General features: G+C 51.5%; 19 protein-coding genes. 2 read left to right on the plus strand and 17 right to left on the minus strand.

The features are described 5' to 3' along the window. Positions 1-18: 18 nt before the first annotated feature. The 13 genes from ABEB26_RS07000 to ABEB26_RS07060 all read right to left on the minus strand — a co-directional run bounded on the left by ABEB26_RS07000 (position 19) and on the right by ABEB26_RS07060 (position 10,168). Entirely contained in the window at positions 19-600 is a 582-nt protein-coding gene (locus ABEB26_RS07000; protein ID WP_345721256.1) for a hypothetical protein, read from the minus strand. After that, on the minus strand, positions 557-1,924 hold the full coding sequence (locus ABEB26_RS07005; RefSeq protein WP_345721257.1) for a phage portal protein: 1,368 nt from the start codon (positions 1,922-1,924) through the stop codon (positions 557-559). The genes ABEB26_RS07000 and ABEB26_RS07005 overlap by 44 nt, the downstream gene beginning before the upstream one ends. Before the next feature lie 19 nt (positions 1,925-1,943). Further along, complete coding sequence (locus ABEB26_RS07010) at positions 1,944-3,464, minus strand: hypothetical protein (protein WP_345721258.1); 1,521 nt, start codon at positions 3,462-3,464, stop codon at positions 1,944-1,946. Continuing rightward, entirely contained in the window at positions 3,388-3,915 is a 528-nt protein-coding gene (locus ABEB26_RS07015) for a helix-turn-helix domain-containing protein (RefSeq protein WP_345721259.1), read from the minus strand. Before ABEB26_RS07015 ends, ABEB26_RS07010 begins: the two co-directional genes overlap by 77 nt. A 52-nt stretch (positions 3,916-3,967) precedes the next feature. Continuing rightward, positions 3,968-4,249, minus strand: coding sequence for a hypothetical protein (locus ABEB26_RS07020; protein ID WP_345721260.1), 282 nt, complete (start codon positions 4,247-4,249; stop codon positions 3,968-3,970). A 111-nt stretch (positions 4,250-4,360) separates the two neighbouring features. Beyond that, entirely contained in the window at positions 4,361-5,113 is a 753-nt protein-coding gene (locus ABEB26_RS07025; RefSeq protein WP_345721261.1) for a peptidoglycan recognition protein family protein, read from the minus strand. Then, entirely contained in the window at positions 5,110-5,478 is a 369-nt protein-coding gene (locus ABEB26_RS07030) for a hypothetical protein (protein WP_345721262.1), read from the minus strand. The genes ABEB26_RS07025 and ABEB26_RS07030 overlap by 4 nt, the downstream gene beginning before the upstream one ends. Continuing rightward, positions 5,475-5,837, minus strand: a complete 363-nt coding sequence (locus ABEB26_RS07035; RefSeq protein ID WP_345721263.1) for a hypothetical protein — start codon at positions 5,835-5,837, stop codon at positions 5,475-5,477. The genes ABEB26_RS07030 and ABEB26_RS07035 overlap by 4 nt, the downstream gene beginning before the upstream one ends. A 117-nt stretch (positions 5,838-5,954) precedes the next feature. Continuing rightward, positions 5,955-6,329: a hypothetical protein gene (locus ABEB26_RS07040; protein ID WP_345721264.1), complete on the minus strand. Its 375-nt coding sequence runs from the start codon at positions 6,327-6,329 to the stop codon at positions 5,955-5,957. Between the two features lie 124 nt (positions 6,330-6,453). Further along, positions 6,454-7,416 carry a DUF4435 domain-containing protein gene (locus ABEB26_RS07045; protein WP_345721265.1) on the minus strand — a complete coding sequence of 321 codons (963 nt, stop codon included), beginning with the start codon at positions 7,414-7,416 and terminating at the stop codon, positions 6,454-6,456. A 46-nt stretch (positions 7,417-7,462) separates the two neighbouring features. Further along, positions 7,463-8,803: an AAA family ATPase gene (locus ABEB26_RS07050; protein WP_345721266.1), complete on the minus strand. Its 1,341-nt coding sequence runs from the start codon at positions 8,801-8,803 to the stop codon at positions 7,463-7,465. A 53-nt stretch (positions 8,804-8,856) separates the two neighbouring features. Next, a complete protein-coding gene (locus tag ABEB26_RS07055) occupies positions 8,857-9,840 on the minus strand; it encodes a tyrosine-type recombinase/integrase (RefSeq protein WP_345721267.1) in 984 nt (327 codons plus the stop codon). A gap of 109 nt (positions 9,841-9,949) precedes the next feature. Beyond that, entirely contained in the window at positions 9,950-10,168 is a 219-nt protein-coding gene (locus ABEB26_RS07060) for a hypothetical protein (protein WP_345721268.1), read from the minus strand. Between the two features lie 131 nt (positions 10,169-10,299). On the opposite strand from ABEB26_RS07060, the gene ABEB26_RS07065 reads away from it, so the two are divergent. Beyond that, positions 10,300-10,533, plus strand: coding sequence for a hypothetical protein (locus ABEB26_RS07065; protein WP_345721269.1), 234 nt, complete (start codon positions 10,300-10,302; stop codon positions 10,531-10,533). A gap of 32 nt (positions 10,534-10,565) precedes the next feature. Here the strand turns inward: ABEB26_RS07065 and ABEB26_RS07070 are convergent, their stop codons facing one another. The 4 genes from ABEB26_RS07070 to ABEB26_RS07085 form a co-directional block, all read right to left on the minus strand. Beyond that, positions 10,566-10,688: a hypothetical protein gene (locus ABEB26_RS07070; protein ID WP_345721270.1), complete on the minus strand. Its 123-nt coding sequence runs from the start codon at positions 10,686-10,688 to the stop codon at positions 10,566-10,568. Between the two features lie 12 nt (positions 10,689-10,700). Then, complete coding sequence (locus ABEB26_RS07075; RefSeq protein ID WP_345721271.1) at positions 10,701-11,060, minus strand: hypothetical protein; 360 nt, start codon at positions 11,058-11,060, stop codon at positions 10,701-10,703. 23 nt (positions 11,061-11,083) lie between these two features. Beyond that, positions 11,084-11,401, minus strand: a complete 318-nt coding sequence (locus ABEB26_RS07080) for a hypothetical protein (RefSeq protein ID WP_345721272.1) — start codon at positions 11,399-11,401, stop codon at positions 11,084-11,086. Between the two features lie 92 nt (positions 11,402-11,493). Continuing rightward, the gene (locus ABEB26_RS07085) at positions 11,494-11,991 is read right to left on the minus strand and encodes a hypothetical protein (RefSeq protein WP_345721273.1); all 498 of its coding nucleotides are present in this window, start codon (positions 11,989-11,991) and stop codon (positions 11,494-11,496) included. 139 nt (positions 11,992-12,130) lie between these two features. On the opposite strand from ABEB26_RS07085, the gene ABEB26_RS26920 reads away from it, so the two are divergent. Next, positions 12,131-12,352: a helix-turn-helix domain-containing protein gene (locus tag ABEB26_RS26920; RefSeq protein WP_486348296.1), complete on the plus strand. Its 222-nt coding sequence runs from the start codon at positions 12,131-12,133 to the stop codon at positions 12,350-12,352. Positions 12,353-12,415: the final 63 nt, after the last annotated feature.

The raw sequence follows: 12,415 nt of genomic DNA on the forward strand, positions 1-12,415 counted from the left end.
CGTGCGTGCGGATAATGCTTAGCCTTGGCGGGCTAAGTAGGCTTGGATTGCATCCCAGTTGGTATTGATTTGCTCGGGAGTCATCCGTTCAATGGCCGCTTTGGTCAGCGCTGGTGGTCGCGCCGGATTGGCCGGACTGGTTCCGATTGGTGCAGGCGCAGCCGTTCCACCAGCAGTTGACTTGGCCAAGTAGGGATAGGTCGTGAGCAAGCTGGCAATCGCGGCATCGAGCGGCTTGGGGTGGCCCTGCTCGTCAAACTCCAGCGTAACCAAGCGCCCGAGCAACCCCGCATCCAGCCCATGGGCCGCAGCGGTTTGCTCAATCAGCCGAGCGCCGCGCTCGCTGCGCAACGCCGCCCGATCGGCTTCGAGTTGGGTTTCCAACGTGGCCAAGCGTGCCTGCAAATCAGGGATTCCGGCATCGGCAGCAGGCTGCGCAACAGGTGGCACAGCAGCGGGTGGTGCAGCTGGCGGCGCAGGCGGAACAACGGGCACAGCAGGCGCGGGACTTGGTGGTGCAGCAGGTGGTGTGGGATCACCACCACTGCCCCCACCATCATCGGCGCTCAGTAGGCGTTTCGGCATCAGGATTCGAATCATCAGCATCTCCTTTGGCTGTCAGAGGGTCGTGATCGGGCGGCGTTTCGGCCTGCCGTTGTTCGCGTTCATGGGCAGGGTCATAGCCCAGTTGGGTCAAGATGGTGGCTTCACTCACGCCGAGCGTGCGATCGGCCTGTGCGACGGCGCGTTCGGCCTGTGGGTCAGTCGGCAGCATCGAATCCCACACCACCGTGGTGGTGGTCTCGGGAAAGCCGCCAATCATCAGCAAGCGGCGATTGAGTTCACTCAGGAAATCGCCATACAGCATGCGCTTTTGCACGGTCTTTTGCAGCAAGGGGCCATAGAGGATTTGCAAGGCTAAGCCGCTCAGGTTGCCGAGATCTTCGACTTTGCCTGTGGCAATCTCCGGCGTTTGGGCCACCTCGTGAATACTGCTCTTGATCCGGCTGTGGTGGTCGAGACTGGCCGCTAACTCGCTCTGCATCTCAACAATGCTCAGGTCGGCATTGGGCGGAATAAAGACCGTGCGGTCGCGGCCATGCTTGAGCTGCGCGGGGTCCATCCCCTTGGCCACGGTGAGCGGCTGGGCATAGAAGCGCACAATCCGTTGTTGGTTGGATAAGGTGAAATCGCCTGCATTGACCAAGGCAATCAGGTCGGGCGTGATATCCGCCTCACCCCAGTATTCGTTGGGGGCAGCGAGGTTTTGGCTATCGACGATCGGCGGGAAGGGATAGGGCCACGGCGCTTCATGCAGCGTCTCAAAGGCCTGTTTGTCGGGCTGGCTCCGTTGGTCAAGAATGCGCCAGCCGGTATCGGTGCGCTCGATGCGTTGGCGAATACTGACGAGCACTTCGCGGTTGCCCTGCCATTCGTAGGCACTGTAGTCAATCAGGTAGCATTCCACCCGATCCAGATCGTCCGCCGCCCAGCGCACGGTCACGGTCGCCGGATCGAGAATCACGATGCGCGGCAGCGGCTGCTCGGGATAGATCCGCGCAAAGATGTGGCCACACAGGCTGCCATTGATGCCTTGTTTGTAGAGCCACGTCATCTTTTTGGCCGCATTCCAGATTCGATCAAGATACTGGATGCGGGGGTCGTCTGGTGGAGCATCGGGCACGCTAAACGCCACCTGATCACCAAACAAGAACGAGACCGAGGTCTGCACAATCAGCTTAATCAGATTGACCCGTACATTGTCGTTGGGTCGTCCCGCTTCGATCGGCAGCGGGGGCGTATCCTGCTTGCGATAGGCTTCCCACGCCGCGCGAAACTGCTGCAAGCGCTGAAAATCATCGGCCAAGCGCTGCCCATGCAGGTGCTGGCTAATGATGCTACTGGTGGCGGTTGGTGGAAACATACCCATTCCTGCTGCTTTCTTACCAAAGACTTGGGCCAAAACTGACGATCGGGGCGGGCGCATAGGCCAAATTGACCGCATCCATGCCATCGGGACTGCGCTTAATCCGTTTCTTGGTGTCGGCTTTTGGCTCGACCACCCGCCGACCCTGACTATCTTGCTTCCACGTGGGAGCCATCGCTTGGCGACGCAGCTCGCGGCGTGTTTCCGCATCGAGCGCGACGAAGCTCAGGCGTTGCTCGATCGCCCGTTCGGCCACACTGAACCATAATTCGCTGCGGCGATTGGGATATTTCTCAGGATCGTAGGCTGTGCGTGCCCCACTGACTCCGAGGAAGGTATAGCCGTCGGCGAGATCGACCACGCCGCCGCCGATGCCGTCATCGTCGATTTTGATCGCCACGGCGCGGCCATCGACCCCACACCGTCGTCCATATTCGTTGGCCAACTGCTTCAAGCGGCCTGCGGTTTCGACCGTGCTCCAGCCGTTGGCTGCTTCGTGGTAGAGACTGTGGCCACCACGGCGCACATGAATCTCGGTAAAGTCATCGCCATAGCGGGCCACATCACAGCCCAGCTCGCACGGCTCGTCACTCGCAGGCAACAACAGGCTTTCTGCCACCTGAAACGCGCCATCGCTCCAGACATTGTTGGTCGCCTGCGATGGCCAACGGCCCAACAATCGCGCTTCGGCGATCGGTCCAGGCCGATACCAGGCATCGCGCCAATGAATATCCGTGGCCCGTTTTGGTTCTTCGGGGCTGAGTGCGCGACACCACTTTTTGAGCAAGGTATCGACGCGGCTCAGGCGAATCGCCGAGGGAAACGGCGGCGGCAAGCCCTGCAATTCGGCCAGAATGTTGGGATGCTCGAGCACGCTCATCGAAATGACATGCCAGCCCCCACTCAATTCCTCACCATAGGCTTGCGAGCTGGTATCGGTCGGATTGAAAATCGCCAGCCATGCGCCGCCCTCGTTGAACATCGATTCGGCGGTTTCCCAAAACACGCTAGCCACGCCCACCGCCTCGTCAAAGATGAACAGGGTATGCGGCGAGTGATGGCCTTGAAACGAATCGCCATCTTTGGCCGTGAAGCCATGGGCGAAATGGTCGGGTGTACTCTCCAAGCGCGGCGACTTGGGGCCAGTAAAGCCCGCGCGTCCACGCCGCTGCATGCGCACTTCCTTCCAAAGCAGGTCACGCACTTGGCGATCGGTGGGGGCGGTTGTCAGCACCAGCCCCGGGTCAAAACTGTCGTACCACCAGTTGACTAAGCCGCCGCCAAGGTGGGTTTTGCCAACCTTATGGCAGGCTTTGACCAACGTGCGATACGGCGGCGTGAGCAACGACCGCGCGATCAGTTCCTGCTTTGACCACCAGACTTCCCCTAACACCTCCCGCGCATAGGCCACCGGATCATGGGCATAGGGCAAGACCGTGCGTTTCCCGCCAACGGCAAGGCTAAGATCGGAAAACAGGGAACTCCAGAGCGTGTCGCGCTTGGAGGGTAGCGAGGATGCGTTGTTTGGTCGATTCATCTGCCTCTCCAATCGCCGTCAGCACCGCCTGTTGGAAGCGGCGCACTTCATCAACATCGACCAACAACTTGAGAATGGCCAAACTGGTTTTGATGTGTTCGCGCACTTCACGTAGCGCGGCCACATGCACGGCAATCGGCGTGCGGCTGGTGTACTCGCCATCGACTTCGACAATGCCCATTTCGAGCTTGCTCACCAGATCGAGCGCCCGTTGATAGTTGTCACTGAGGGCCGCACGACTATCCCACAGCGACGAGCCAGCCCGCTCGACGACCGCCGCATGCTGCATGAGCGTCGGCGCGGTCGCCGTCGGCAGTGATTCGAAAAAGCGCTGCACCGTGCTGACCGACAAGCCGAAGTCCCGCGCGATCTGGCGTTGGCTCGATCCCGCTTTGGCAGCGGCTAAAAGCTGGTTGGCAAGCTCATCGGTAATCGTGCTTTTGCGTCCCATGGCAGCCTCAGGTGATTCGCTAGTGATTCGAAATTGATTCGAAATGCATGAATTAGTGATTCGAAATGGGTGACGCAGGCAACAGCGCCACCAACCGCAGCAGCCGTTGGCGCACGGCCTGCACCTCGGTCGCCAGCGTCTCGACCTGCTGGAGCACCGCTTCGAGTTGCGCTCGTGTGACCGTGGCCACCGGACGGTCTCCGCGTTTTTTGAGCAAGCGATGGGCTTGGTCTTTACTCAGGCCCGCCATCCGCCCCGCTGCACTCGCATTGCCACTGGCATCGTAGGCCTGCCAAAACAGCGTGATTTGGTCAGCCGGAAGGCGACGGGGCATAGCGAACACTCCTTGAAATTGATGCGGTGGGGCGGGGGAACACAGCCATTCTGCTGCTCTAGCCCCGCCCACGGCGCAGCCGCACCGCCGCTGATCGTCGCCAAGGCGACATTAGGGGTGGGTTTTCCACCACTGTTTCAACCGTTCCACGTCTTCGGTAAACAACCATTCGATGCTGCCGTGGGGCGTAAAGCGTGCGCCGCTGCGCTCGAAGAGTTGATACTGATGGCCATCAGGATGGCGAAAGAAGGGAGTCAGGGCATAGCCCGGGGCAAACTGCGTGGGATGCCACAGACCACCACTGCTTTGCCATGCCACTTTGAGTTCAAGCGCCACCGGATAGGTTCCCGCAGGTTGGACTGGGGCGATCAGGGCCGCTCGCCAGTCATAGAAGCTGCGATCCGTCCAGTCGGAAGGATCGGGCTTGCGTCCCGCAGGGAGCGCCACAAAGCGATGGGTTTCAATCGCGCCGAGCACGATCGCCCAGTCCGCCATCAGGCGTTGGCAGAGCCATGCGAGGGCCGCGCGTTGCTCGGGAGTCCATGCCTCGCCAACGGCGTGATGGCATTCGATGCCAATCGAGCGACTGTTGATCCAGTCATCCTTGGCGGCTCCGGCATGCCATGCGCGATAGATCGGCGGCAGAATCTCGGCAATCTGGCCGCGTTGGCCAACCAAATAATGCGCACCCACGCCGCTACTGGCTTCCAAGTAGTTGGCTTCGGCTTCAAAGCTACTGCCCCGATTGCCATTGGTCGTGTGAATCACGACGGAGCTGGGTTTGATGCCTTTGGGGCGATAATCCCAGCCCGTGCCAACCGGGCGGTGATGTTTGCGCCAGCGCAGATCGATCACGAAGGTCATGACGTGGGTGCTCCAAAATGCTTCTGATATTCGGCATGCAACAGGTCAACAAGAAACTTGGGATCAAAGCGCAGGCCCAGCTCGTTCAGATAGCGACTTGCCGCCTCCACGCCCTTGGCTTCGATTTGGTGACGCACCCCATCCGGTGTAATGCCATAGCTTTGGGCCACCCGCAGGCCGACCTTGATCGCGCTATAGAGGGTGTCCCGCTCTTCGCGACTGAGTAGCGCGGTGGCCTTATCTTCCAGCGCCCGCGCGATGCGGCGACCGATCCGCGCGGCGACGGCGAGCGCCAGCGGCACAAGCACGGCGAGCAGCAGCTGCACAAGGGTACTCAACAAACTGGCGGAAACAGTGGTGGTCATACGGTCTCTCCTTTTTTGCTGGGGCGTGGCCGCGTGCTCGGATTGGGACTGGGGCGCGGCTGCCGGAAAAAGCCAAACAACTCGGCCAACAACTGGGTATGGACTTCTTGCCCTTCGCGCAGGCGGCTCATTTCGTCCGACACCACCTCCAGTGTGTGCTTCAGTCCCGTCATGGCGGCAGTGTTGTCGATAAAGGCGGTCAAGACCTTGGCTTCGGCTTGGGCTTCGGCCTTGCGGCGTTGGGCCACAAGGTCAGGACGCAGGCGTTCTTTGAGTAACGGCCAGACTTCGCGGTAGAGGAACCACCCCACCAGAAAGAGGCTGGGGCCATACACTTTGAGCAAGTCTCCTTCGGTCATGGGCGGTTCCTCCAACGGGCATAAAAAAAGCGGCCACCAACCCTCAGCTGAGGGTTGATAGCCGCGTCTCGTAACTACTGACTATCCGAATGATTCGATTGTTGCTGCTATGGCACTCTAGGCCGCAGCGGATGGACGACGAAGGACTTTGGGCACATCGATGGGTGCAACAATGGGCGCATGATACAGGGTCAGGGCTGCTTCGGTATAGCGATGGCGACTAAAGGTCATCTCGCCTTCGATATACAGTGTGCCGCTGCCGCTCAGGAATTTCAGGGCCAGCGCATCAACGCGGGATTCGAACTCGTGATTGCTTTCGCCAGGGCGAATCCGATAAGTAAAGCGTGCGCCGCACAGCCGTCGCTGCGGAGATGTGCTGGGTAATGCTGCGTTCGGATCGGGTGGTGTTCCCCACACAAAGTACTTGGTGCCAAATTCCGTTGCATCCGCATCCGGATCGCCATAGATGGTGCGTAGCGTCTCTGGAAGCATATCCCCTCCTCGGTGGGGAAATAAAAAACGCCCCGATGTGTTGCACACATCGTAGGCGGTCATCCGTCCTTACGGTACGAATACTATACCAGTAGTCATAAATAGTTGTCAAGTATCATTAAGTTCATGGGTTCAAGATAAAATTTACAACATCTACTGGAAATTCTTCTTGATCTTGAAGATAATAAGTTATCCATGTGCTAATACTTTGCTTAAATCTGAGATCCTTTTTTGGCATCAAAGCCTTGTTCGCTTCCGTCTGAGGACTTTCTAAACAAACATTATAGACACATTGTGCAAATATAACCCATAGTAAATTAATACCTACGTGTCCATGACAAATCCACCTTAATACTGACGGATCTGTATTATGTACAATATTTTGATATTTATCAAAAGAATCTTTTATTTTCTGAATATTTTCAATCGAAAATCCGTTGTTTCTTAAATTTTCCACAAAAATTTCCATATTAAATGATATCTTATCATCTGATATATTAAAACAATTAAATGTTATTTGATTAGAAGTTCTATCTATATTATCTGATTCACAACAAACAAAACTTAAAATACAAACATTTACCAATATTGAAGCGAAAATTTTATTGAATTTAATTGAAGCATCATATCTATATCTAGTATCAGTTATATCTTGAAATACTGATTTTAATATTCTTATATTAAATAGATAATTTTCAATAGAATGACCTCTAGACCAAATAATTATACCGTCTCTGTAATGTTTATTAATTTCATCAGTAATCTTTGAGTCAATAGTAAAATTCCTGAATTCCCTATCAACAAATCCTAAGACTTTCCCTGAACTAATCTTCTCTTCTATTAACTTACAGGCTAATTCAACTTTCATCCTATTACCGTGGACTTCATTTCCTGAGTTAGAGAACATTTCAGCAGTATCAATAAATATATCTTCTGCTATTGATTCATCTTCTTGGATTTCAGATATGGTATGAATTATCTTCTTAAATGCATTCCAATCACTACTACCTTCTACTAGTAAATGTTTTTTATAAGAACTAAACTTTATATAAACAGGATACTCATTTATTTTCATGGGTATTGTCATATTTTATTCCTTTATGGTATTAATTATAAGATTTAAATTTTCAATCTTATAATGAGAAGCTAATCTGTCCATGATTTTTATCATATGGTATTTTCTTTATTTCATTCATATTATCTATATAGTCTGAAGCTATAAAAGGTGAATGTGTACAAACTATTATTTGTTTATCTCCCATTAACTTTGATATTTTATGTAATAATAATCTCTGCCAATCAACATGAAGAGATATTTCTGGTTCATCAATAAGGACAACATTCTGTTTGCTCATATAAGTTGTTGCATAAAGAAGTGTTATTATTTGCCTTTCTCCAGATGATAGTGATTGCAATGGTGCATATGTTTTGTCATTAAATGATGCAACAACTGAGAAATCTATATCATCGTCAATTATCTCAATTTTTTTATCTTCCAGAAAGTTATTTACTGCATTTAAATATATTTCTATTTCTTTTAGTGATTTTTTTTGAATATATGCCCTCTCTTTTAATATATCTCTATAAACATTAAGAATTTTAGCAGTCATAACCTTAGAATCATAATCTACTTGTACTTCTTGTACTTCATTAACCAATCTACGTAATCTCATAATAAAACTATCTGTACTATTATGAGGAGTTTGAATAAATGAATCTTCGATACTATCAGAAATTTTCTTTATTTCTTCAAGAATTTCACTTGGTTCTTCTTGTACTTGTAAATGATCTTTAGATAAAGTGTTAAATATTTCTAAAAAAGCTTGTGTTAATAACTTTTGTTCAGTATCAGCAATTTTTATTCTAGCTCTATATATCTCATAATCTAATCTCGCCTCTATTTCTATTGGGGAGGGGTAGTATATTTTTGGTACAAATTCACCAAAAGAACTACGTGCAAACTCTGTTAATGTATCTTTTTGCTCTAATCTTTTTTTACTAACAATTGATCGAGATATTAATCTTACATAATCTGATTTTCTTTTTTTTGTATTTGAGACAGGATTATTCTTACTTATCCATGCCTCAATCATTGTTCTAAATGCTGGAAAATAAGCAATGCTTAATAAAGGTGAATCTAATGATGAATTTTTTGGTATATATGAATCAAATTTCTGTGAAGAAAATGATAGAGTGTTTTTTTCATTTTTATATACTTTTATAATATTTTCATCTGATAAGAATATTATCCTAATTGTTTCATCATTACTCAACAAAACTTTTATTTCTTTGAAGTCAATAAAACGAAATCTATCAAATTCTTCATTAATTAAGTTTGTTAAGATATGTAATATTGTAGTTTTACCTGCACCATTTTTTCCATATAAAATGTTAATCCCATCATCAAAGTTTTGAATAATATTATATCTATTATGAATACCATAAGCTTCTAAACGCTTGATATATGTAGACATAGATTTTATTCCTTATCTAATAAATTGAACTAACCTTATCCTATCATAGGTTTCTAGTCTTTTATAGCGACAAATGGTACGTGCAAGGCATCAGCCGCAGCTTGTTTGGCTCGCTCACCCCGCCGATCATAGCGGCTGGTGGTGTTGGCGTTGCTGTGGCCAGCCAGCCGAGCAACGGTCAAGACATCGGTTCCGGCATCGAGTTGATCACTAATAAACGTTCGTCGAATATCGTGTGGGCTGAAATGCCGCACATTCGCTTCTTTGCCACGTCGCTGGCACAAGATATAAATCGCCTGATCACTGAGGCGCTCATACATCTGGCCTGCCACACCACCAGCTTGTAACCGCCAAAACAGTGGCCCTGATTCATCGCCACGCACCGCCAGCCACTCGTCGAGCGCATCACGCGCACCACCCCGCACATACGCCGTCCGTACTTTATTGCCCTTCCCGCGAATCGTCAGCATCGCTGTTTCAGGATTGAAGTCGGCCAGATCGAGGTTGACGATCTCCGCCCGACGCAAACCGCCAGCGGCATAGGCCAGTGCCAAAATTGCTGCATCACGCCGCCCAACGGGGGATGTATCAGCAGCACATGCGGCAAATAAGGCGCGGAGTTCGGCAGCGGTGAGCGATCGGCCCGCAGCGGCATCGGGTGCGTTCCCTCTGACCGTTTTGAGATCAACCGCTCGCGTGTAGTCTTCCCCTGTCATCAAGCCCATACGCCACGCCATCTTCAGCACCCCGCGCAAGGCCGAGAGCATGAGGTTGGCGGTGGACGCTGATTTGCTGCTGGCGAGTTTGGCCCACAAAGCTTGGGTATGTTCAACCCGCAGCTGTGACCATGGAACCGCATGCGCATCGGCAAAGCCCATGATTGTCGCGAGGCTATGCAACTGCTTTTGCATCGTGCGTTGGCTATTGGCACTTTGCAGACTGGCGATATAGGCAATGAAAGGGTTGGTAGTTGATTGGATTGCGGTTGGCGTGGTTGCTACAAGGGTGGTTAATGTGGTTGAAAAATCATCGTGCATGCTCGACTCTCCAGCGGTTTGTATAATGTGCATTATCATAACCGTTTCGCGCTAAAAAAACATCCGCCAACAGCCTGATTTGAACTGCTGGCGGGTCATCCATCATCGATCAGTCAATCGCGATAGCCATGCTATCAGTTTCGCGATCAGCGAATGGCGGCAGGGTTTCACCGAGCGTTTCTTGTATCCATTCTGCCAGATCGCTCAAGGCCGTCCCATAGGCTGTCTGGCAGCGATAGCCTGTGGCTTGAAGTGGGATATAGGTCTGGAGCAGGGCCATGGTATCATTTAAAATACGTTGACTGGTCAAGGCTGGCAACGTGTTCATGAGGGGAGTCTCCTTGGGCAGTAAAGCTTGGTTGGTAGTCCGTCCAAGCATACCGAACAATGGCTCCCCTCCCGAAGCTGCGGGTGTCATATCCCCAGAACTGGGTGGCGGTGCCGCCCTGGAGGCTGTTTATGTCCACATCGTACCGCCAGGAATTTGCCGCCTTTCTTATCCACCTTGCTGATAATCAGACCACACCCGAGGACTGGCACAAATGGATCGTGAACCACTATAATGATGTTGTCCTTGAAGCGGTTCGGCGGCAGGTTGTTCGCTTAGCAATCAGCGAGAAGTTGGTCGGCGAATCTGGTCGCCAACAGCTTCTGGAATGGAGCAGAATACTGCTGGATGACGCTCAGAGTTAGGGAGTGACATCTGCTATTCCCAGAATAGTGACTTACTGATCAAGATACCCAGCATCCCATTCAGGACATGGACCAGGAAGCGCGTGTATGTCAGCAATGTGTGTGGCCAAGCGGGCGGTCACATAGCGACGAATCGCCGCAGCGGTTAATTCCATGAATACCCTCCACTACGGTTTCTCAGTATGATCGCACCAGTTGCCATCCGCATCGGTATGGTTGCAGCTCCAAAATTTGTAGGGCTTGCCGCCGCGCCGCGTGCCTTGGCGTAACTGCAAGGGCGTTCCATGGGTTGGGCAGAGGCGTTGAGCGGGAGCGCTGGGTGGTGCAGCGGCGGCGGTTGGTTGGGCTGGTTGAGCTGGGGGCGTCGTGGGTGGTTGTGCACCGATCGCTTTCAGGCGATCAATCACGACTTTGAGTTGATCGGCGGTCGCACCTGCCACCGAGGTGGTGCAGGGAAAGCCATCAAGGGTGAAGTGAATCTGGTGCTCGACTTTGATGCTTGCGAGTGGTGATGCAGTATCAGCCATAACAATGATCCTCGCTATATCTATTAATAGGATGAAGCAGCCCAACGGGTCAAGGATTCCAGCACCGCTGGAATATCGGCACGATGCACCACCACGCGCGAGCTGTTGCGCACCAGCACGATCCCCCACACCGTTGGCAGGATGCGGAGCATGGCAAGGGGTTGCGGTTCGCTCCATGCCGCTTCGGTCGCAGCAATGGCATCAAGTTCGCATTCGGCCAGCGTGTAGGCGGTGTTGTCATCGAGGCCTTCTTCTTCCTGAATAATGGTCGCCAGTTGGACGATTGCGCTAGCACGAGCCAAACGCTGGCAGCGGTCGTGATTGACATGGGTTGGTGACATCAGGTATCATCCTTTCGTGACCGAGGCAAGGCTTCGAATCTGTACCTCGGTCATGTGTTTGCCCTTTGCTGCTTTGACAAGCAGTGAAGGGTTTAATAGTTAATCCGGCGGCTAGTCATTGGGTGCTGCTGAGCAGCAGGCGTGGGTAGCAACGCAGGACAGGAGAGGGAGCGGAATTGGCTGCGGACGGCCTGTTCATGAGCTTCAATCCGCTCGGCATCAGTATACCGACCTGCGCGAATCGCCCGTTGCCAGTTGCGGCTCAAAATGACCATGGTGCGAGCTAGTGCATCAATAGGGGTGTTAGCATAGGTTGTGGCAGTAACCGCAGGCATGGGAATCAAATCGACAACTTCGAACAAAGGAACCTCAGCGCTCGCTTCGGCAACTGGTTCAACCACGCCAATGGCCATTGCTTCTTCAGCGTCCTCAACCGCTCGGTTATCTAACTCAATCAATTCCAACACTAAACGATTACAGGCCATTCGCGCATCCAGATCGGTAGGGAATGAGCCAATATACTCGCCATTCACGGACGCATCGAAATCCCGATTCTTGAAGTTGTAGGTGACCGCTTTTGTGTGTGCCATGGTTCTAACTCCTTGATTATTTATCATCAATTATACAACTAGTTGACTAAAGATGTCAATCACTAATTGACTAGTTGTCTTGACTACATATAATGTACTATGTTGAATGTAGTAAAAAATTAGTAGGTTGGAATACTTTATGATTTACCTAAGAATTGGCGAGCTGGTGGATGAGCGAGGATGGAATATTCAACGATTCGCGGCAGAAGCTAATCTTGCTTATGGCACAGCATATGGTTTATACAAGGGTAGGGTAAATAGGATCGACTTAACCACACTTGACAGCATTTGCGAAGCGTTGGGTATCGAGCCAGGTGAAGTATTTGTACGCGAGCCAAGAACGAAGGAGCCTGCAGAGTAGCAGAAGATTGAGAGATGATAACTAGAATCAAAGGATTATCAATCTAAGATCTTGCGAACCAAG

The organism is Herpetosiphon gulosus, from assembly GCF_039545135.1.
In the GTDB taxonomy this organism is placed as follows: Bacteria; Chloroflexota; Chloroflexia; order Chloroflexales; family Herpetosiphonaceae; genus Herpetosiphon; species Herpetosiphon gulosus.